The sequence below is a fragment of the Streptomyces sp. NPDC091287 genome (assembly GCF_044768525.1).
GTDB lineage: Bacteria > Actinomycetota > Actinomycetes > Streptomycetales > Streptomycetaceae > Streptomyces.
In genome coordinates this window covers 305,367-326,805 of record NZ_JBIVUV010000001.1, presented here as the reverse complement: position 1 = coordinate 326,805, position 21,439 = coordinate 305,367, and the positions used below count along the sequence as shown (strand labels likewise).

The 21,439-nt window shown below is 69.0% G+C and carries 14 protein-coding genes, 1 tRNA gene and 1 pseudogene; 11 read left to right on the top strand and 5 right to left on the bottom strand.

Annotation, left to right across the window (positions count from 1 at the left end; translation table 11 throughout):
* Positions 1-63: 63 nt before the first annotated feature.
* The 6 genes and pseudogenes from ACIQRW_RS01365 to ACIQRW_RS01340 form a co-directional block, all read left to right on the top strand.
* On the top strand, positions 64-1,581 hold the full coding sequence (locus ACIQRW_RS01365) for a hypothetical protein (protein ID WP_403752682.1): 1,518 nt from the start codon (positions 64-66) through the stop codon (positions 1,579-1,581).
* On the top strand, positions 1,574-2,419 hold the full coding sequence (locus ACIQRW_RS01360) for a hypothetical protein (protein ID WP_403752679.1): 846 nt from the start codon (positions 1,574-1,576) through the stop codon (positions 2,417-2,419). Before ACIQRW_RS01365 ends, ACIQRW_RS01360 begins: the two co-directional genes overlap by 8 nt.
* A 10-nt stretch (positions 2,420-2,429) precedes the next feature.
* Complete coding sequence (locus ACIQRW_RS01355; RefSeq protein WP_403752676.1) at positions 2,430-6,872, top strand: hypothetical protein; 4,443 nt, start codon at positions 2,430-2,432, stop codon at positions 6,870-6,872.
* Positions 6,859-8,019: a Wadjet anti-phage system protein JetD domain-containing protein gene (locus ACIQRW_RS01350; protein ID WP_403752673.1), complete on the top strand. Its 1,161-nt coding sequence runs from the start codon at positions 6,859-6,861 to the stop codon at positions 8,017-8,019. The genes ACIQRW_RS01355 and ACIQRW_RS01350 overlap by 14 nt, the downstream gene beginning before the upstream one ends.
* Before the next feature lie 220 nt (positions 8,020-8,239).
* Positions 8,240-9,910, top strand: a complete 1,671-nt coding sequence (locus ACIQRW_RS01345) for a tetratricopeptide repeat protein (protein WP_403752670.1) — start codon at positions 8,240-8,242, stop codon at positions 9,908-9,910.
* 220 nt (positions 9,911-10,130) lie between these two features.
* Positions 10,131-10,550, top strand: a pseudogene (locus ACIQRW_RS01340) (tyrosine-type recombinase/integrase); the annotation flags it as partial.
* Between the two features lie 109 nt (positions 10,551-10,659).
* On the opposite strand, the gene ACIQRW_RS01335 reads toward ACIQRW_RS01340, so the two are convergent.
* Positions 10,660-10,733, bottom strand: a tRNA-Pro gene (locus ACIQRW_RS01335).
* 127 nt (positions 10,734-10,860) lie between these two features.
* On the opposite strand from ACIQRW_RS01335, the gene ACIQRW_RS01330 reads away from it, so the two are divergent.
* The gene (locus ACIQRW_RS01330; protein ID WP_403752667.1) at positions 10,861-11,571 is read left to right on the top strand and encodes a transketolase; all 711 of its coding nucleotides are present in this window, start codon (positions 10,861-10,863) and stop codon (positions 11,569-11,571) included.
* A gap of 88 nt (positions 11,572-11,659) precedes the next feature.
* The gene (locus ACIQRW_RS01325; RefSeq protein WP_403752664.1) at positions 11,660-12,562 is read left to right on the top strand and encodes a transketolase family protein; all 903 of its coding nucleotides are present in this window, start codon (positions 11,660-11,662) and stop codon (positions 12,560-12,562) included.
* A 327-nt stretch (positions 12,563-12,889) separates the two neighbouring features.
* Here the strand turns inward: ACIQRW_RS01325 and ACIQRW_RS01320 are convergent, their stop codons facing one another.
* The gene (locus ACIQRW_RS01320; protein WP_403752661.1) at positions 12,890-13,300 is read right to left on the bottom strand and encodes an MmcQ/YjbR family DNA-binding protein; all 411 of its coding nucleotides are present in this window, start codon (positions 13,298-13,300) and stop codon (positions 12,890-12,892) included.
* 221 nt (positions 13,301-13,521) lie between these two features.
* Between ACIQRW_RS01320 and ACIQRW_RS01315 the strand changes: the two genes are divergently transcribed.
* The 3 genes from ACIQRW_RS01315 (at position 13,522) to ACIQRW_RS01305 (ending at position 18,447) form a co-directional block, all read left to right on the top strand.
* Complete coding sequence (locus ACIQRW_RS01315) at positions 13,522-17,022, top strand: ThuA domain-containing protein (protein ID WP_403752658.1); 3,501 nt, start codon at positions 13,522-13,524, stop codon at positions 17,020-17,022.
* An 8-nt stretch (positions 17,023-17,030) separates the two neighbouring features.
* Positions 17,031-17,903, top strand: a complete 873-nt coding sequence (locus ACIQRW_RS01310) for a sugar phosphate isomerase/epimerase family protein (RefSeq protein ID WP_403752655.1) — start codon at positions 17,031-17,033, stop codon at positions 17,901-17,903.
* A 211-nt stretch (positions 17,904-18,114) separates the two neighbouring features.
* Positions 18,115-18,447 (top strand): hypothetical protein, encoded by a 333-nt coding sequence (locus tag ACIQRW_RS01305; RefSeq protein WP_403752652.1) that lies wholly within the window; start codon positions 18,115-18,117, stop codon positions 18,445-18,447.
* 109 nt (positions 18,448-18,556) lie between these two features.
* Here ACIQRW_RS01305 and ACIQRW_RS01300 read toward each other — a convergent pair whose 3' ends face one another.
* The 3 genes from ACIQRW_RS01300 to ACIQRW_RS01290 are packed head-to-tail and all read right to left on the bottom strand — an operon-like array spanning position 18,557 to position 21,296.
* Positions 18,557-19,387: an ABC transporter ATP-binding protein gene (locus tag ACIQRW_RS01300; RefSeq protein WP_403752649.1), complete on the bottom strand. Its 831-nt coding sequence runs from the start codon at positions 19,385-19,387 to the stop codon at positions 18,557-18,559.
* Positions 19,384-20,406, bottom strand: coding sequence for an ABC transporter substrate-binding protein (locus tag ACIQRW_RS01295; protein ID WP_403752646.1), 1,023 nt, complete (start codon positions 20,404-20,406; stop codon positions 19,384-19,386). The genes ACIQRW_RS01300 and ACIQRW_RS01295 overlap by 4 nt, the downstream gene beginning before the upstream one ends.
* Positions 20,407-20,432: 26 nt before the next feature.
* On the bottom strand, positions 20,433-21,296 hold the full coding sequence (locus ACIQRW_RS01290) for an ABC transporter permease (RefSeq protein ID WP_403752643.1): 864 nt from the start codon (positions 21,294-21,296) through the stop codon (positions 20,433-20,435).
* Between the last annotated feature and the right edge of the window lie 143 nt (positions 21,297-21,439).

The following is a 21,439-nucleotide window of genomic DNA, read 5'->3' as shown; positions in this document are numbered from 1 at the left end:
ACCACGGGTGACATTGGGCCATTCCAGCCCACCGGCTCCGCCGTTTGATTAGCGTGGTGCAGCATGAACGACAGCCGCGAGCCCGCTTCCGTCGAGCTTTCCGATGACGGCCTGGCACGCAGAGCCAAAGCGCTCGCCTGCACGGCCCCTCTCCAGGCTCTGGACGAGAACAAGGGGAGCCTGCGCTGGGTGGAGGCGAGTGTCTACCAGCTGGCGGAGATCGCGCTGCACACCATCGACCAGGTCACCATCTCGATGGACTTCGACTCCGGGGCCAACCAGCAGAAGGTCGTCGACCAGGTGGCGCGGTTCGCCGCCCTCCAGGCTCCGGAACGTACGGCGGAGGAACACAGCAAGGTGGCACGGCACGTGCTCCAGCGCCTGATCAACGTCGGCACCGTGGACCGGAGTTTCGCCGAGAAGATCGGTTCCATCGACCGCAGCGGTGTCTACCGGCGCTATGACTTCCGGTTCAACCTCCTGGTCGAACGGGCGGGCCCGGACGGAAAGATCTACCTCCGTGCCTCCGACGAGGCAATCAACGTGCTGGTCGGCGCACTCGACACCGATGTGGAGTCGGCGCAGATCGCGGCGGAGGTGAAGCTCGAGAGTCTGATCAGGCGACGCAAGATCGCCGAGGCCAAACTCGCCGCCGAGCAGGCCCGCTACCGGACCGTCCAGTACGGGGAGATGCTGCGCCAGCTGCTCGACGCCACCTCCCGGGACATCCGTGCGGTCGACTGGGAGCAAGAAGTACCGAAGCTGCTCGCGGATGCGCTGATCCACATCGAGGAGCGCTACGACTTCGAGCATCGCATCCTGAGCAACATCAGTGAGCTCCGGGACAAGTCCGACGAACCGCTGCGCAAGCGAAAAGCCGCGGAGTTGGTCACGATCGTCCGCGACTGCATCCGTCGACATATGCAGTTGCAGCAGAGGTTGTTGACGGCGGGCGCCCTTTTCCGGGAGGAGCAGGACCGGCAGCAGTTCGCGGAACTCCCCGTACGGTCTGTACTGGACCTCCACGGACAGCTGTTGACCCCGGCGCTGGGGCTCCCGCTCGGTGACGCGCTGACCGTCGGTAAGGAGTTCTTCAGGGGAGCTACCGGCGCCAGACCCCCTGTCGTACTCGAACTGTCCGGCCTGGTGACTCGATTGCTCCGGCCGATGCCGGAACGTGACCGCCTCGGGGAGGAGATCCCGGAGCCCGACCTCACCGACACGACGGAGAAGCCCGTCTTCTCCCTGGAGGACTGGGCCGCCACCGACGCTCTGCTCGACCTCCGCGACACCCCCCGGCAGCTGAGCGACCTGCTGACCGAAGCCGAGCGCAACGCGCCCAGCACAGCGGCCCTGCTCCTGCACCGGGCGGTCAACGCCTTCAATCCGCATGTCGGCGAAAGTATCGCGCGCGGCGACTCCCGGCTGCTTGTCGGCGTAGCCACCGGAGACCGCTTCGACCACCCCCATTTCGGCGGAGACGGTCTCCTGCTCTACTCCGCCCCGATCGTCTCTCCCCCTGACGCGAGCGATGCCCCAGATCCGAGCCCTTTCTTCCCGAGGAACCTTTGCGATGAGTGACACCTTCACGGTCTCGGATGCGGAGGGCGCCGCCCAGCTGGTGGCCTTCGGCATGCGTCCGCGACTGCATCCTTCGCAGGATCGTGAGTACCTGGACCTCCTCCGTCGTCATCGCGAGGACGACGCCTTCCGCTTCCTGACGAAACGGATCGCGCTCAGCCTCGGTCTCCATGTGGTCGCTGTGGATCCCGGCACCGGCATGGTGCTCGCTCCCGTCAGCGGGTCGGTCTTCGAAACGAGGATCGAGGACTACGCCCGTAGGTCAGGCCATCGCGGAGAAGGTGAGAGAGCCCTGCACGGCATCATCCACCTCGCGGTGGCGGTGCTGGCCTTTCCCCGCCCCGCCGACCTGGCCGATGACGGCTACATCGGCCGGGTCACGGCACGGGTGGTCGACGAGACCGTACGGGAGATCTGCCGGAAATTGGGACGCCGTGCGGCGGAGGCCGAGAGCGCCGAGGACGCCCCGACGGGCGCCCCAGAGCTTGAGCGAGCCTGGCGGGCCTACGCCCGTCGGCCGCAGGTCTCGGAGACCAAGGACGAGCGCGCCGCACCCAATTCGACCCGTGGGATGACCTCCCGCGCTCTGCGATTTCTCACGGAACATGGCCTCCTGGTCATGGTCGAGGACGACGAGACGGAGGAGAACGTCTTCCGCACCACTCCCCGATACCAGGTGCACGTGCGTGAACTGGCCTCCACAGCCGCGTTCGAGGAACTCGTCGGCCTTGGCGTGGTGCCCGACATCACTGGCCCCGGCGGAACGCTCCGCGTCGGCCTGCCGGTCGCGAGGGCCGGGGAACCGCAGGACGTATCGAAGGGCGGCTCCGATGTATGAGTTGTCGAGGGTGGCGCTTCAGTCGGTCGGTCCCGCCGGAGCGCGCTACCAGGACGTCCTCCTCGACTTCAGCGCTGTCGGCCGCCCGGTCTCCGACCGCCGCATGTCGTTGTTTGGCGCCGGTGCGCCCGCTCGCCGCCCGTCACCGGCGACCGTGCTCTTCCTGGAGAACGGAGGAGGCAAGTCCGTACTGATCAAGCTGATCTTCTCGGTGGTCCTGCCCGGCCGCCGGCAGATCGTCGGTACGAGCGGCGGAGGCGTCCTGGAGCGCTTCGTGCTGCCCAAGGACACGTCCCACGTCGTCCTGGAATGGACACACGCCCGCAGCGGCCGCCGCCTGATCACTGGCAAGGTGATGGAGTGGAAGGACCGCCGCGAGTCCTCCGACCCACGGAACCTGCTCGAACGCTGGTACCACTTCCGCCCCACGGCCACGCTGCACCTCGACAATCTGCCCTTCTCGTCGAGCAACCACTATCGGACCCAGACCGACTACCTCAACAACCTGGTGAAGGCGGACGCCGCCGACTCCGCCATGGAGTACGGCGAGTTCGTGCGGCAGGGGGAGTGGACCGAGCGGCTGGCGGACCTGAACTTGGATCCCGAGCTGTTCAAGTACCAGCGGAGCATGAACGCCGACGAGGGCGAAGCGGCGGAGGCGTTCTCCTTCACCAGCGACATCGCGTTCGTGAACTTCCTGCTCGGTGCGGTCCTACCCACGGACCCCGCCAAGGAGCTCGCCGATCTACTGGACACCTACGCGGGGCGCCTGCATCGGCGTTCCGCGCTGCTGATCGAACAGGAATTCGCGCAAGGTGCGTTGAGCATCCTCCAGTCCCTCGCCGATGCGCGTGTGACTGCCGACGAGGCGCGTGTCCGGCGGAGGATCACCACTCTGGAGATGGCGACCCTGATGGGGCGTCTCCGAGCCCGTGCGGGGGCCGAGGCCGGAGCTGTCCGCCGCATCCAGGGCGAGGCCAGGCAACTCGCCGACGACAGCGCCAAAGCGCGGGCTGAGCACGCCCGGCTGGAGGCGGCCACCGTCGAACTGGAGCGCCTGGTGGCTGAACTCCGCTGGCAGGACGCCCGTGTCGAGGCCAATGCGGCACAGGAGGAAGCCAGGCGGGCCGAGGACGAGTCGGCGGCCTGGGCGGTCGCCCCCACGGTGCTGCGGCGCCTCACCGCGGAGCAGCGGCTAAGTGGTCTCCGAGTGGTCGTGGCTGCCGCCGAGAAGGCCGCCCAGCCCGCGCTGGCCGCCAGGGACGAGGCGGCGGCCCTACTGATCCGGGCTCTGCGCGACGGGATGGAGGAGCTGAAGGAGAAGAGCAGCCGGATCGAAGTGCAGGCTGTCGCTGCCGCGGAGCAGGCCGAAGCGGACCAGAAGGTCCATAATGACGCACTCGGCCGAGCGATCGGCCAGGTGAAGGAAGCCCACACGGCTGAGCAGCGTGTACGAGAGGTGCGCGGCCGGATCGCCGATGCGGTGCGCGAGGGCTTGCTCGCCCCCGAGGCCACCGCCTCCAGTGCACTGGAGGAAGCACAGGAAGCCGTGGCGGGCAACGCGCGCAGGCTCGCGGCACTGGAGAAGGAGGTGAAACGGCTCGAAACCGAACAGCAGGAGGCAGCGCGCGCTGTCGAGACGTCCGAGCGGCAACTCGCCGGGCTGCACCGTGGTCTCGACAGCGCCGAACAGAAGTGGAAGGCGGCTGTGGCCCGCAGGGACGCCCTGGGTGTGGACCCCGCGTTCCTCGATCTGCTCGGTCACCGACCGGACCACCTGGAGACCGCCGCAGAGGCGCTGAGGAGCCGTTTGGTAGAGGTTCGGGACAAGGCGGCTGCCGAGATCACGGACCTCCACGTCGCCGAAGCCCAGGACGCGAGGTCCCGCTTCGCCCTGGAGAGCACCGAGCTGCTGCCCGCCTCTTCCGAGGCGACGCGTGTCAAAGAACTCCTCGTGGAAGGCGGCATCACCGCCTGGACCGGGTGGGAGTACCTCGCAGCGATCCCGGACGTCGAACGCCGTCGTAAGCTCGTCCGGCAGGTGCCGCAGTTGGCGAGCGGTGTACTGCTGAACAACCCCGCTCAGTTGCCGGCGGCGGAAGAGCTCGTCAACAGGCAAGAACCCCATCCGAGCGTATTCCTCGCGGTCGGAACGACGGAAGCTGTCACCCGGACACACCCTGATATCAGCGGGGTCGGCTTCATCGTCGAGCCGCATCCGGCGTTGTACGACGAGCGGTCAGCCGACACGGAACGCCGTCAGGTGAGGCAACGGCACGACCAACGTGTGGCCAGACTCGCCGAACTGTCCGAGCGGCGGGCGGCCGCGGCGGCACTGGTGGCCCGGATCGAGGAGTGGCGCAGGGACTTCCCGCCCGGCCGCCTCGCCGAACTCCAGCAGTACATGGAGGAGCGGCGCCTGCTGGCCGAGGCAGGGGAGCAGGAGGCCCGCGAACTGCGTGCAGTTCACGACGCGTTGTCCGATAGACGTCTCGCGGCCCTGGAAGAGGCCGAGCCGGTGCGGAGCGCCCAGCGGGGGCTTGACGAGCGCGCCCACCGACTGACGGTCCTCGCCGACGAGGAGGCACAGGTCCCCGGCTGGGAAGCCACGGCCGTTCTGCGCGGGGAAGCAGGCGAACGAGAGCGGGAGGCGGCCGGGGAAGCCGACCGCGCTGCCCGGCGGGGCCGGGAACAGGCAGCCGCGCTGCTGCGGCAGGTGGACGGCATGCGTGCCTCCGCCAGCAGACTGTCGGAGGAGCTGACCGGCCTACCGTCGGACGTCGAAGTCCCAGGAGTGCCGGAAGGCGCGAGCGCGCCACTGGAAGTGCTCCGGCGCGACTACGCACAGGCGGCCGAGACCTATCTGCGGGTGTCGGTAGGGGACCAGCTGCTCGCGGATCTGCAACAGACCGAGAGGGAGATCTCGCTGATCGCGGCTGAACTGGACGAACACCAGTACGCCGCGGTCGAGTTGGCGGGAGAATTGCTGAACGGCCCACAGGGGACGGATGCCGCATCCCGGGAGCTGGCCCGCCGGATCGCCGATCAGGCCGCACCTGAGCTGCGCCTGCGAGCCTCGGAGCTGAGCGCACACGCGGCGAGCCGGAGGCAGGAGTACGAAAAGTTCACCCCTCCCCTCGCGGAGGTCGACCTGGCTCCCTTCGAAAGACCGCGCCATGTCGGCCATGGCCTGCGCCTCCTGGAAGAGGCGAAGGAGATGCGGAATCAGGCGTCCCGGACGGTCACGGAGCTGGACCGGCACGGACAGCGCCTGAAGGAGTCCCTGGAGGAGACCGAATCGTCACGCAAGGGATTCGAGCTACTACTGATGGGATCCGATGAGTTCGCGGAGTTCGCGCCCATCACCGGTCCCGCCGGCCCCGAACCGTACGGGGACGACCTGGCCGCAGCCGCTGCCGAACACCAGGCGGCCCGTACCGTCCATGACGAAGCACGTAGGCAGGAGACGGTGGCGGAGGACGAGGAGCGGCGCTTCTCCGACCAGCTCGTCCGGCATGCCGGACGAGACCGGTTCCTTCCGCTGGAGACCAGCAGCCGGAGGATCATCCTGGAGATCGAGCGGGCTGAACTTCCCGGACGGGCTGTTGAGTGGGTAGGAGCCATGAGGGGGCGTCTCCGCTCGCTCACCGATGACCTGGAGACGATCGACCGCCACCGGACCGCCATCGTTCGACAGCTGTCCCAACAGGTCGCGGAGGCGTTGGAGACCCTACGTCGGGCCGAGCGGTTCTCCCGCCTGCCCCAGGGGCTCGGTGACTGGTCCGGTCAGAATTTTCTGAGGATCCGGTTCCGGAGCGTCTCCGAGGAGGCCCTGCGCGACCACATGGGCCTGCTCGTGGACGATATGGCCAAGAGCACGGTCGAGGCTCTCGAAACGGGACGGGAGCCTAAGCGCGACGGCCTCTCCCTGATTCTCAAAGGAGTGGCAGCCGGGGTGCCGAGCGGCTTCAAGGTGACGATCCTCAAACCTGATTCCGCATTGCTGGCCCAGAAGGTACCCGTGTCCGACATCCGCGCCGTGTTCTCCGGTGGGCAACTGCTCACCACGGCGATCATTCTCTACTGCACCATGGCGGCTCTGCGTGCCAACGACCGCGGCCGGGTCGGTCATCAGCACTCCGGCGTGCTGTTCCTTGACAACCCGATCGGCCGGGCTTCCACCACCTACCTGCTGCGACTCCAGCAGTCGGTCGCCCGCACGCTCGGGGTGCAACTGATCTACACGACAGGTCTGTTCGACACCAACGCGCTGGACACCTTCCCTCTGGTCATCCGACTGCGCAATGACACGGATCTGGGCGCCCGGCGGAAGTACCTGTCCGTGGAAGGGGTGTTCGGGCGCTATCTGGACGAGTCCTTGGCGACGGGCGCCCCGCAGATCTCCGCCTCCCGTTACTTCGTCAAGGACGAGACTGCCGATGACGACGAGTGAGAAGGCCCTCGCGCTTCTGTCAAGTCTGCACGAGTGGAAGTTCGAGCGTGGCTGGAAAGGCACAACGGGATCCGATGTGAGGATCGACGACGTGCGGCAGGTCTTCCTGCGCATGCCGAGACCCGCGGGGAGAGGCGGAGACCTTCCGCAACGCATCCTCTCGGAGTACCTGCAAGAACTGGCCGAAGCCGGACACCTCAAACCTTCGGTGAAGACGGATCGGGAGCGGAAAGCGCCGTTGCCGCTCAGCGTCAGACTGACCCCTGTCCGCTCCGTGACCAGGAAGATTCCGCCGATGCCGATCTGGGCCGGCGAACTGGCACAGATCGAGGATTACTGGGCTCTGGCCCGGACGACGGACAGGATTCGTGCCGCCTACGAGGCATTGAATACCCGGCTGCACAGCGGACACAGAGGAATGAGTATTCCCCAACGCGAGAGGGCCTTGCAGATCTTCGGCTTGCACCCCTTCTTCCAGCATCCGGATCATCCGGCGGAGAAACTCTTCGACACGCTGGACGCGCAGCCGCTCTTCTCCGACCGGGAACGTCTGCTGAAGTTGCTCAACGCGTTCGATGTCGATCCTCCCCTGCTCAGCAAGGACTTCAGATCGAGGGGCCTGGTGAAGAACCACGCCGGATATCACAAACCCGGTAAGGGAAGCACGCTCCTCGTCATCGAGAACTCCACCACCTACTGGTCGATCTCCCACATGCTCGGGCACATCGGGCGCACCGGTCACCGGATCGGTCATGTCGCGTGGGGCAGCGGCGTCACGTTCCAGAAGTCCATCGGCAGCCTCACCGCGAGGGACCGGATCTCCGACATCGTCTACTTCGGCGACCTTGACCCCAGCGGACTGGCGTTCCCCGCTCGCGCCGAGCGGTACGTCGGCCGCCTGCGGGTCCGCCCGGCCTTCGAGTTGTACGACGCACTGCTGCGGCTCGGCACGCCCAGCCGCAGCCTGCCGAAGGAAGCCTGGAGCACACAGGAACGGGTTGACGAGCTGGTTTCCTGGCTCGATCCCCGCCACCACGACCAGGTGCGCGCCCTCCTTCTCAGCGGCAGTCGACTGGCACAGGAATGGGTCGGCTTCGACCACCTGAGTACCACCGAACGCTGGTACGCGGATGTGCGGGACACGTAACCGTCTCCGCTTCTCCGTCGTTTGACAAGAACGCCACGGCCGGTGCTGTTGCGGACCGCGTGAACCTCTCGGCGCGGAGCCGAGTCCAAGAAAGGCGAGTTGCGTGTCCCTTCCGGAGAATGTGGTGCGTCGGGCGGAGGGCTTCGCATCAGGCCACCCTCTTCCCATCGGCCGGCCCGCGCTGGCAAGCAGAATCATCCGTGAGCTGCACCGCTGGGGGATGGTCGTAGTAATCGGCGGGCCAGGCGTCGGGAAGAGCCATCTGATCGAGCACGGCGTGTACGCGCAATGCGCGGCGGAGTTCGGCTCCGTGGTCACGTGGTCCCCCGGGGTGGCGGAGTACCTCACCTCGCGTACCGAGGAGTTCGTACCGCACTGGCCTCCGCCTGTATTGATGCTGCTCGACGAAGCCGTAGGCCCCGAGTCGATTCCCGATGTCCTGCTGAACCACGGTCTTCAGTTCATCGTCGTCTCGCGCGCGTCGGCAGCCGAATGGCGTCGCCTGCCGAGCTCTCCAACGGTCGTGGAGGTCGGGCCGTTCGACCGTGAGGAGTCAGTCCGGTTCCTCATGACCAACCTTGAGGGACTGGCCGAGGCGGAGGCCGACCGCCTCGCGGAGCACCTGGGCGATCTGCCGCGTGCGCTCGACAGGGCCATCCGCCTGTTCACTCCGGACACGACCGTGGACAGCTTCCTCCTGAGCGTGGGCCGCCACATCGAGCTGCTGGTCCGAGACGAACACCCCGGGGTCGGCCCGTCCTCGGTCGAGGTCGCGATCCGCAAGGCTGTGGACGACCTCCCGGCCGGCGCCGGGGTCACCCAGCGCAGTGTCCTGGGAGCCCTGGCCCTGATGGGTGGCCGACCCTACCCGGTGCCCCGCATGGACGTTCCCCCGCCCTGGCAGCCCTGGCGTTCGGCACTCACCGGCCTGCCGCCCGAGCGGCAGCTCCCGCTGCACAGCCTCTCCACCGTCGTGATGCCGGACCTGGAGCGCCGTGAGCTCCTCACGATGGTCGATGGTGGCGCTCGTGTCGACTGGCTCACCTCGCACCTTGTGCGTCGCGCACTGTCGTCGGCGGACCTCGAACTGGCCGCGCACATGGCCGAGGTGATGCTGCTCGGGACGGTGCCCGACAGCCAGGGCGACGCGGCGTGGGAGCACTGGCCCTCCTGGAGGACGAGCGCCCGCGCCCTCGTGGCCATCGACCCCGGTTGCATGACCACGGTGCCCGGCCGCCGGGCCCTGCTCGCGGCATGCGACTTCCTCATCGAACAGGGGCGCGCCGCCGACGCGCGCGCCCGACTGCTCGCTCTCCGCGAGGCGTGGAGGAACACGGAGGGCATTCCCTCCGAACCCCGGGTGCAAGTTCTCGACCTGTTGGGGCGGGCGTCGTACGAACTCGGTGACCTCCGTTCGGCCTGCCGGTACGGTGAGAGTGCCTTCCGGGCCCGCCGCTTGGCGAACGACCGGTGGAGCCGCGATCCCGTCGCCCTTTCCGGTGCCGCCCACTGGGCGCTGGCCGCGGGGCGCCGGAAGTGGCTCGTGGAACTGCGGAGACTGGCCCGGTGCCTCCCGGACCAGCGGCTGGAGCTCCGCATCGAATCCTTCGACATGCTGGTCCGCGTCCGATCGTTGTACGGTATGTGCCTTGCCGATTCGATCCACGAGCTGCTCTGCGCCCAGCGCGACATCCTCTCCTCCGAGCATCCGCATACTCTCTTCACCATGGACCTCCTGGCGGACGCCTATCACCGGTCGGGCAGGGCCGACGAGGCACGGGAGACCCTGGCCAAGGTGCTGGAGCTCCGAGCCAGGACTCTCGGACCGGGACATCCCCACACGCGAGCGGCGGCCATGAAGTGGTACACGCGGTCCCACGAGGAGGAGTGACAGGAAGGCCGGGGCGCTGCCGACGATCAGGGCCGGCGATCGCCTCAGTTAGGTGAACCCAGCTGTTCCCGTCACCACCTGGTGGGACAGCGGACGTCTCGCCTCCGCGGACGGCATCCACTCCGCTATTCCGAGCCTCGCCCCCCGTCTACGCATCGCTCCCCAAGGCAACTCCGATCTCACGTGGCTGACCGTGCTGAACGAGCGGGCTCTCCAGTACAAGGGCAAGCGGGCCCACAAGGTTCCCATCGTCGAGGAGATCCACTCCCTCATCGCCCAGCGCATCCTGTCCACCGGCCCCAATCCGGACGCCCGCCTGTTCACGGACCCGCGCGGCGGACGCATCTCCACCGCCGTCCTGCGCGACGCCACACACTGGGACGACGTGGTCACCAAGCTCGGCTACGAACATCTGCGCCGCCACGACCCCCGGCACACCGCACTCACCTGGTTCGCCGACGCCGGGGTCCACGTACACGTCCTCCGCAGGATCGCAGGCCACGGTTCGCTGACCACCACCCAGCGCTACCTTCACCCGGACGTCCACAAGACCACGGCCGCCGGGGCGGCGCTCTCGGCCCACTTCAACGTGCTGCGCGCACCACGCTCACTGCCGAGCCCCATCGTCATGACCCGCTGACCCGATCAAGGAGCCCGGACCTCACATGGTCCCCAACTGGTCCCCAAAAATGATCAAGGGCCGGTTTCGGATTGCTCCGAAACCGGCCCTGACCTGCGACTGTCTCCAGTCGGGACGACAGGATTTGAACCTGCGACCCCTTGACCCCCAGTCAAGTGCGCTACCAAGCTGCGCCACGTCCCGCTGCCCGTCTGACCTGGGGTTTCCCCTGGCTGAACGCGCATGAGAACAATACCGCACTCCAGCAGGTGGTCACCAACACCATTCCGCGCTTGACCTCAACCGCGGTTGATGTTGAACGCTCGGTGTCATGACGAACACGACCGCCGCGACGGTACGCGGCCCCCGCGCCTTCCATGACCTCGACCGCCTGATCGCCCTGATGACCGGCGCGGAGAAGCACGCCCCCGCCGCCCATTCCACGCTCGACGCCCTGTGGGTGCTCTACGACAGGGTGCTACGCGTCACACCGGACACGGCCGACGCCTCCGGGCGGGACCGTTTCCTGCTGTCCAAGGGGCACGGGCCGATGGCGTACTACGCCGTCCTCGCCGCGCACGGCTTCTTCGGCGAGGAGCTGCTGCCCGGCTTCGGAGCGTACGACTCGCCGCTCGGCCACCACCCGGACCGGCTGCTGGTGCCGGGGGCGGAGATCGGCAGCGGATCCCTGGGGCACGGGCTGCCGCTCGCCGTCGGAACGGTGCTCGGGCTGCGCGCCCAGGGCCTCACCGACCCCCGGGTATGGGTCCTGATCGGTGACGCCGAGCTGGACGAGGGCAGCAATCACGAAGCCATCGCCCACGCGGGCCCCGCCGGGCTCGAACAGCTCCACACTCTGGTGATCGACAACGATTCCGCCACCCACGGCTGGCCCGGCGGGATCGCCTCCCGCTTCGTGTCCGCCGGGTGGGCGGCGGTGACCGTGGACGGTCGCGACCACGAGGCTCTGTACACGGCGTTCACCACACCCCACCCGGGTAAACCGCTGGCCGTCGTCGCCCGCGTGGAACCCAAGAGCTGACCGCACCGACCGACCCCGTACGACCACCACCGCACCACCACCGCACCACCGCCACTTCGCACACCGGAGCCCTCGGGAGGGACCCTTCATGGACACCATGCGTGACCGATTCATCAGCACCGCTTCGCGACTCCTGGACGAGGAGCCCCGGCTGGCCGTCGTGCTCGCCGACATCAGCGCCGACGGCTTCGCCCCGGCCCGGCGCGCCCACCCGGACCGGGTGATCAACGTCGGAATCCGGGAGCAACTGCTGGTCGGGGCCGGTGCGGGGATGGCGCTGACGGGAATGCGGCCGATCGTGCACACCTTCGCCAGCTTCCTGGTCGAGCGACCGTTCGAACAGGTCAAGCTGGACTTCGGGCACCAGGGGGTCGGCGGGATCCTGGTGAGCGCCGGCGGCTCGTACGACTGGCCCGCCGGGGGCTTCACGCACATGTCCCCCGGTGACGTGGCTCTCCTGGACACGCTCGACGGCTGGACCGTGCATGTGCCGGGCCATCCGGACGAGGCCGAGGCCCTGCTGCGGGAGTCCGTCGCCGGCGACGACCGGGTGTACGTACGCCTCTCGCTCCAGGCGAACCGGGAGGCGCTGCCGGTGAGCGGCACGGCCGGGTTCACCGCGGTCCGCCAAGGGCGGCGCGGGACCGTGATCGCGGTCGGCCCCATGCTCGACAACGTCCTCGCCGCCACCGAGGGGCTGGACGTCAGTGTGCTGTACGCGACGACCGTGCGGCCGTTCGACGCGGCGGGGGTGCGCCGGGCCGCCGGTGCGGCCACGACCGCGGACGTGGTGATCGTGGAGCCGTATCTGGCGGGCACCTCCGCCACCGCGGCGGGCGAAGCGTTGATCGACCTGCCCCACCGGGTGCTCGGGCTGGGGGTGGGCCGCGCCGAGCTGCGTCGGTACGGGCAGTTGGAGGAGCACCTCGCGGCGCACGGGCTGGACCCGCAGGGCCTGCGGAAGCGGATCACCGGATTCCTGCACCCCTGATCCGCACGGCCCACCCACTCGACCCGCTGACCCCGCCCGCCCCGTCAGCCCGGCCGGCAGGCCCGCCCAAGCAACCGGTCCGCCCCGAGCTCCCGCACCGCCAGTCCGGCCCGCACCCACCCGCATGCCCCGACCGGCACGCCCGCCACGTGAGCCCGGCCGCCAGGCACGCCCGTCCAACCGGCCCATCCGCCGGTCCGCCCTTCCGCCCGTCCGCCGGTCCGCCCTTCCGCCCGTCCGCCGCGCACTCCCGCACCGCAGGCCCGGCCCACGCCACCGACGCGGGCCGCACACCCCCGGCCGCCCCCTACAGGTCACCCGCCGCGCTCACCCCTCCCCCTCACCCGCGCTCTCCCCCGCCACCCCGTCCCCCGACACCTCCAGCTCCGGGTGCGCCGCCACCAGTCGGCGCGGGGCGACCTGCCGCCAGGAGTCGGCGAGGATGGCGGCCAGCTCATCCGCGTCCTCCAGGGCGGGCAGCCGAACGCGCATCCAGGCGTAGTGGTCGTCGTGCCCCTCACGGATGAAGAACTTCTCCGGCTCGGCGGCGATCAGCTCGGCACGGTCCTCCCGGGGGCACTTCACGCCCATCGCCGTCTCGTCGTCGCCGAGCGAGGCGAAGATCCTGCCCGCCACCCGGAAGGTGGGCTGCCCCCAGGCAAGCTTCTCCGTGGTGTCGGGCAGGGACAGCGCGGCCGAGCGGACATCGGCGGCAGTGATCGCGGCGTCGGCGGTCATCCCGGGCCTCCGTTTCGAGGGGCCCCGGCGGCTTCTCGCACGGATTCGACCGTATCGCCCGGCACTGACACCCACGCGCGTCCGGGCTCCGCGCCTCGCCCGGCGCGGTGGGCCCTGCAGACCCATTGACCCCGTCGGAGAGCTGAACCTACTCTGAACGGCGTACTTCAGAAAGCGCTTTCTATCCCCCGACTCGGCATCTACCGCACAGGGAGCGCCCCATGAGACGCCGTTCGTTACGCCGGGCCGGCCGCGTCGGCCGAGCCCCCGGCGGCCCCTCCCCCCTCATCGCCGTCACCTCGCTCCTGGCGCTGGTCCTCGCCCTGCTGGTGGCGTCGCCACCCAGCGCGCAGGCCGCCGCCTCGTACCGGGTGCTGGTCTACTCCGAGGTCACCAACTCCGACCACCCCTCGATCCCGGCCGGGGTCGAGGCGGTGCGGAAGCTCGGAGCCGAGCACGACTTCGAGGTTGAGGCCACGGCCGACTCCTCGGTCTTCAACGACGCCGACCTCGGCCGGTTCCAGGCGGTCGTCTTCAACAACACCAACTCCACGCCGGAGACGGGTGACTTGCTCAACGCCGAGGAGCGGGCCGCTCTCCAGCGGTACATCCGGGCGGGCGGCGGCTGGGTCGGCCTGCACTCCGCGTCCGCCAGCGAACGCGACTGGGAGTGGTACGAAGGGCTGGTCGGCGCGATCTTCGACAAGCACCCCACCCCCCAGACCGGCCGGGTCAAGGTCCTCGACCACACGCACCCGTCGACGAAGCACCTTCCCGACCTCTGGGAGCGCCAGGAGGAGTGGTACAACTGGCGCGCCAATCCCACGTCCAAGGTGCACACCCTCGCCCAGATCAAGGTGCGCGACGGGATCGACGGGCTGGACGAGGGCGTGGACCACCCGTTCTCCTGGTGCCAGAACTACGACGGGGGCCGCTCATGGTTCACGGCGGGCGGGCACGACAAGGCGTCCTTCGAGGAGGAGGGTTTCGTCCAACACCTCCTCGGCGGCATCCAGTGGGCGGCCGGCGCGGCGGAGGGCGACTGCACCGCGACGCGCACGGGTTCGTTCCAGCGGACCCCGCTCGCCACGAGTGATCTGGCCGACCCGTTCGAGCTGGCCGTCGCCCCCGACCGCCGGGTGTTCTTCGCCCAGCGGACCGGCAAGCTGAAGGTGATCGACCAGGAGACGATGAAGGTCTCCACCGCGCTGGACTTCGCGTACACGCCGGAGATGACCAGCCAGTCGGACGGGCTGCTGGGGCTGACGCTCGACCCCGGCTTCGCGGAGAACAACTGGCTCTATCTCCTGTACTCCGACAAGGTCGAGAAGCGGCTGAACCTGTCCCGTTTCACCGCGGACGGCAACGCCGTCGACCCGGCGTCCGAGAAGCGGCTGCTGACCGTGCCGACGCTGCGCGGTGAGGGCCGGGCCAACTCGCACATGGCCGGTTCGCTCACCTTCGACAAGGACGGCAACCTGTACGCGGCGACCGGCGACAACACCGACCCGTTCGCCTCGGACGGTTTCACCCCGATCGACGAGGGCGAGGGCCGCCGCGCGTGGGACGCGCAGATGACCGCGGGCAACACCAACGATCTGCGCGGCAAGGTCCTGCGGATCACCCCCGAGGACGACGGCACGTACTCGGTCCCCGAGGGGAACCTCTTCGCCCCGGGTACGGAGAAGACGCGGTCCGAGATCTACGCGATGGGCATGCGCAATCCGTTCCGGATCACCACCGATCCGCTGAGCGGAGCCCTGATGGTCGCGGACTACGGACCCGACGCCCGCGAGGCGAAGGCGGACCGGGGCCCGGAGGGCACGGTCGAGTACACCCGTATCACGGAGGCGGGGAACTTCGGCTGGCCGTACTGCGTCGGGAACAACACCCCTTTCAACGACTACGACTTCGCGACGAAGACGTCCGGGCCGAAGTTCGACTGCTCGGCGCTGGTCAACGACTCGCCGAACAACACCGGTCTGCGGGAGCTGCCCCCGGCCCAGCCCGCCACGGTCTGGTACGCCTACTCCGCCTCGGCCGAGTTTCCGGAGGTGGGTACCGGCGGGGGCGGCCCGATGGGCGGACCGGTCTACGACTACGACCCGGACAACACCTACCGCACCAAGTTCCCGGAGTACTTCGAGGGGAAGGCGTTCTCCTACGAGCTGACCCGGCGCTGGTTCAAGACGTTCTCGTTCCAGAGCGAGGACCAGACCTTCACCGATCCCCGGTTCGACCCTGTGAAGGCGGGGGACCTCCAGTCGATCAACGGCATCTTCGAGGACATGGAGTGGAACCAGCCCTTCGACGCGGACTTCGGTCCTGACGGAGCGATGTACGTCATCGACTTCGGCCTCGGCAGCGGCACCGGCCGGGGCGGCAGCAACGAGGGCGCGGGCATCTACCGGATCGACTACGTCGGCGACGGCCGACTGCCCGACGCCAAGATCTCCGTCGACCGGGACAGCGGAACGGACCCGCTGACCGTGAAGTTCTCCAGCGAGGGCTCCGGCCTGCCCGGCGATCAACCGGTCAGCTATGCCTGGGACTTCGACGGTAACGGCACCACGGACTCGACCGAGACCGACCCCACGCACACGTACACCGCCAAGGGGCTGCACACCGCGCGGCTGACCGTGACCGGCCCCGACGAGCTGACGGCGCTCGCCGTGCAGGACATCACGGTGGGCAACACCCGGCCGGAGGTGACGATCCAACAGCCGCCGGACGGGGGGACGTTCAGCTTCGGGGACACGATCCCGTTCACGGTGAAGGTGACCGACGAGGAGGACGGTCGGAGCGGTCCGATCGACTGCTCGCGGGTCGTGGTGCAGTCGCAGCTCGGCCATGACACCCATCTGCATCCGCTGGACAACTACACCGGCTGCACGGGCGAGATCGTCACGGACGCCGGAGACAGCCACGGTCCGGGACAGAACCTCTACTACGGGATCACCGCACAGTACGAGGACAAGGGCGCTCCCGACGCCCCGGCGCTGACCGGCTCCACCTCGCTGACCCTGCGCACCTCCTTCCGTGAGGCCGAGCACCGTACGGCGACGGGCGGTGCGAACGGCGGCGCGGACGTCGGCAGTCGGGCCGACGCGTCCGGCAGGAAGCGGCTGATCGAGATCGAGAACGGCGACTGGATCGCCTTTGAACCGGTGAACCTCAAAGGCGTGGACTCCGTGACGGTCGGCGCGTCCTCCGGCGGGCTCGGCGGCACGGTGGAGTTCCGGGCCGGCTCCCCCACCGGCGCGCTGCTGGGCTCGGTGAAGATCCCGAACACCGGCGGCTACGAGAAGCTGATCTCTCCGACGACGAAGCTCAAGAACCCGGGCGGCACGACCACGCTGTACGCCGTGTTCACCAACCCGGACTGGGGTCCCGACAAGGCCGATCTCCTCTCGGTCGACTGGCTGCACTTCAACGGTCCGGGTGTGGAGAAGAAGGCCGGGACCAAAGTGACGGTGAAGGCCGGGCCCGCGTCCGGCGCCGCTCCCCTCGCCGTGTCGCTGAGCAGCACGGTCAAGCCCGCTCAGGGCCGCACGATCGCCTCGTACCACTGGGACTTCGGCGACAACGTGAAGCCGTCCGGGCCCGAGGGTGCGACGGCGAAGCACACGTACGACCGCAAGGGCGCCTACACCGCGCGTCTGACGGTCACCGACGACAAGGGCGACACGAGCACCGGCACCGTCCGCATCGACGTGAAGTGAGGAGCCCCATGGGAACGAAGCACGCGAACGGAGCCCGAAGAGCCTTTCTCGGTACGGCGTTGGGGGCGGCGGCCGCCGTCGGGCTCGGCGCGGCCCCGGCCGCGGCCACCGGCCGACGGGGCTGCCGACGCATCCCCCCGTCGGGGATCGGCATGCACCTGTACACCATGCGGACGCCACTCGCGGCGGACTTCGTGGGAACGCTGGAGCAGCTCGCGGAGATCGGGTACGCGACGGTCGGCGTCAGCGGCCGGCACGGCAACTCCCCCGCCGCCATACGGCAGATGCTGGACCGCACCCGGCTCAAGGCCGTGCTGGAACACGTCGGCTACGACATCGTGACCGGCTCCGGGCTGCCGCAGGCGCTGGAGGACGTCCATACGCTGGGCGGCAAGTGGATCGTGGTGCCGAGCCTGCCGGGTTCGCTGCACTCGCCGGTCGGATACCGGGAGGTGGCACGGCAGTTCAACCGGGCGGGTCTTGCCGCCCGGGAGTCCGGGCTGAAGCTGCTCTACCACAATCACGGCGGCGACCATGAGGTGGTGGACGGCGTCAGCCTGTACGACATCCTGCTGAACGAGACCGATCCGGAGCTGGTCGGTTTCGAGCTGGACGTGTACTGGGCGGCCAAGGGCGGCTCATCCGACCCGGGCGAACTGTTCGTCCGGCACCGGGGCCGCTTCCCCGCCCTCCATGTGAAGGACATGGCACCGAACGGGGACTTCGCGGACGTCGGGTCGGGGGTCCTGGACTTCCCGGCCATGTTCGACACCGCGCGGCAGGGCGGGGTCAAGCAGTGGCTGGTGGAGCACGACGCCCCGGCCGATCCGTTCGCCTCGGCACGGGCCAGTTACCGGTACCTGTCCCGGCTGCGCTACTGAGCGAAGGTGCCGGCGGTCCGGCCCCGGGTGCGCGGTACGGCGCCCGGGGCCGGACCGCGTTCAGCGCTGGGCAGACACGCGGCGCCTTCCGGGGTGACAACATGAGCCACCTACCGAACGGGGTGCTGTCGCGGTGAACTTCGCAACGGTCCATTGGTCGACCACCTGCGACGCATGCGGGGCGGCCACACACTGTTCGGGAACGCAGGCCGTGGTGGACGACCGTTTGCACTGGGACGAGGAGCACCGCTGCTCCCGCTGCGCGGCGATGACGCTGGTGTGTGACGGCACACTCCCCGAGCCGCTGCGCGGACGGATGCTCGCCGAGCACGGTTCCTACCGGGTGGCCGTGTCCGACCCCCCGGTCCGGCGGCTGCCTGTCCTCCGTGTTCTGCGGTCCGACGGCAACCGGACACTCCCCGAAGCCCGGGCGCTGCTGGAGCTGATACTCGGCGGCGGCCATCACGGCACCGAGCCCGAGATCGAACTGCTGGCACGGAGATTGCGCGCGGTCGGCATCGCCGCCGTGACCGTACGGTCGTAGCTCCACCCGCGCACCGCGTGCCCCGGTACCCCGCAACGCGACCGTGCCGGGCAGGAGGCCTGCCCGGCACGTACCGTTCAACCGCTTTCTGCCGCCGCTCGGGCTTCCCTCAGTCCTGTGCGGACACCGCGCCCAGCAGATCCCGGATGTGCGCCGCCGCGGCACGAAACTCCGGGCGGCCCAGCGTCTCGCTGTAGTCGCGCTCGGCGGGCAGGCCCACCTCGATGATCTCCGTGACGGTGCCGGGGCGCGGGCTCATCACCACGACCCGGTCGGCCAGGTAGACGGCCTCCGAGATGGAGTGGGTGACCAGCAGGACCGTGGTGCCGGTGGTCCGCCAGATCCGGTTCAGCTCGGTGTTCATCTGCTCGCGGGTGAGGGCGTCGAGCGCGCCGAACGGCTCGTCCATCAGGAGGACCGGCGGTTCGTGGAGCAACGCCCGGCAGAGCGCGACGCGTTGCTGCATACCGCCGGAGAGTTCGTGCGGGTAGGCGTCCTCGAAGCCGGTCAGTCCGGTCATCCGGATCAGGTTGTCGGCCCGTTCGCGCGCCACCGCAGGCTCCATGTGGCGGATCTCCGCCTGGAGCAGGATGTTGCGCAGCGCCGAGCGCCACTCCAGCAGGGCCGCGCGCTGGAAGACGTAACCGATGTCGTGCCGGGGCCCGGTGACGCGCTCGCCGCCGAGCAGGACCTCCCCCGAGGAGGCGGTGAGCAGGCCGGCCACCAGCTTGAGGAGGGTGGACTTGCCGCACCCCGACGGTCCGACGATGGCGACGAACTCGCCCGGCGCCACGTCCAGCGACACATCGCCGATCGCGGTGACATCGCGCTTCTTGCTGCGGAAGCGGACCGACACGTCCGCGAGCCGGACCGCCGCCGCGGGGCCCGCCCCGGCGGCCGACCCGGTGCGCGGTGTCGTCTGCTGCTTCTGCATCGTCATCCCTTCAGCGCCTTCTCGGTGTCCCAGTACTCCGCCACGGCCTTCGGCTTCGTGACCATGCCGGCCTCGGCGAACACGTCGATGGTCTGCTGCCAGTCCGCCTCGGTGTTGACGCCGGGCGCCTTGCCCTCGGTGGCCGCCGTGTGGAGCAGGGTCAGCGTCGTCGCGAACTGCTCGGACAGTACGGCCTTCGGCGGCAGTTGCTCGGAGGCTCCTTCCATCGCCGCCACGGCCGGCTCGGGCGCCTTCTCGGCGGCCGCCCACGCCTCGCTGACCGCCTTCACCATGCGCTCCGCCACCTCCGGCTTGGAGCTGAGGAGCTTCTGCCCGGCGAGCAGCCCGTTGGAGTAGAAGTTCAGCCCGTGTTCGGAGAAGCGTAGGTAGGAGACCGGCTTCTTGGCCTTGTCCTGCATGATCGGGCCCTGGTCGCTCGCATAGCCGAGCAGCCCGTCGGTCTTCCCCGAGATCACCGCGGCGATCTTGCCCGCCGGGTCGGTGTTCTGGACGGTGACGTCCGATTCCCCCATGCCGTTCTTCTTCAGGAAGATCGGGAAGGTCTTGGACAGCGCGTCCCCGGCCGTCCCGGCGATCGTCCGCCCCTTGAGATCGGCCGGCCCGTCGATGCCCTTGGCGTCGAAGGACTGCACGGAGGCGGGGGTGGTCTGGAGGAAGACGCCGAGGCTCTTCACCTGGACGCCCTGGTCGACGCCCGCGAGCAGGGCCGGGGTATCGGCCCAGCCGAAGTCGGTCTGCCCGGCGGCCGTCGCCTGGACCGTCTTCTGGGAGCCCTGGCCCGCCCGGATGTCCAGGTCGATGCCGTGCTTCTCGAAGATCTTCTGCTGCTTGCCGTAGTAGAACGGCGCGTGTTCGCCGTACGGATACCAGTTGAGGGTCAGCGTGACCTTGTCCAGCTTCTTGCCGGAGTCACTGGTACTGGTCGACGCGTCCTCGCCGCCGCAGGCGGTGGCGGCCACCAGGGCGAGGGGTACGACACCGATCAGGAGTCTGCGCGCATGCATGGGCTGGCCCTTCTCGCGACGGGGATTCAGAACGTGGTGGTGGCCGAGGACTCACGCCGGCTGGCGTGCCACGGCAGGAGCAGCTTCTCGGCGATCTCGACGATGACGAACAGCACGACGCCGATCAGCGACATCACCAGCAGCCCCGCGAAGAGCATCGGGGTGTCGAGGTTGCCGTTGGCCTGGAGGATGACGTAGCCGAGCCCTTCGTTCGCCCCGACGAACTCGCCGACGACCGCACCGGTCACCGCGAGGGTGACGGCCACCTTGAGCCCGGAGAACAGGTGCGGCAGGGAGGCCGGGAACCGGATCTTCACGAAGGTCTGCCAGGGCTTCGCCCCCATGGTGGCGGACAGTTGGAGCATCTCGGGGTCGACCGCCTTGAGCCCGGTGACCATCGAGATCACCACCGGGAAGAAGGCGATGAGGACGGCGATGAGGATCTTGGGGGCGATGCCGAACCCGAGCCACACCACGAACAGCGGGGCGATGGCGATCTTCGGCACGACCTGGGCGAAGAGCAGGATCGGGTAGAGCGTGCGCTCCACCGTCGAGGAGTAGACCATCACCACCGCGGCGAGCACACCGACGGCGACCGCGATGACGAAGCCGAGGAGCGTCTCGTACGTCGTCACCCAGGTGTGCTGCCAGAGGTACCCGGTCTTCGAGGTCAGGACGTCGAGCGTGGCGCCGGGCGACGGCACGAGGTAGGGCTCGATCAGCTCGGCGGCCGCGATCACCCACCAGGCCACCAGAGCGGCCAGCAGCAGGGTGAGGGGCCGCCAGCTCTGCTCCGCCGCTCGGGCGAGCCGTTCCCCGGTCGTGGGGCCGTCCCTGCGGGCGACCCCCGCCACATCGGCGGGGCGCTTGGCCAACGCGCTCTGGCTCACGGTGAACTCCCTGGACTTCGGGGGCAGTTGTGGAGACCTGTGCAAGGGTGCAATGCTGCGGACCCTTACCGTGAAGGCGCTTTCAGAAAGCGCTTTCTGGTAAGGTGCCGCCACGCTAATGACTGCTCCCTCGCACGGTCAAG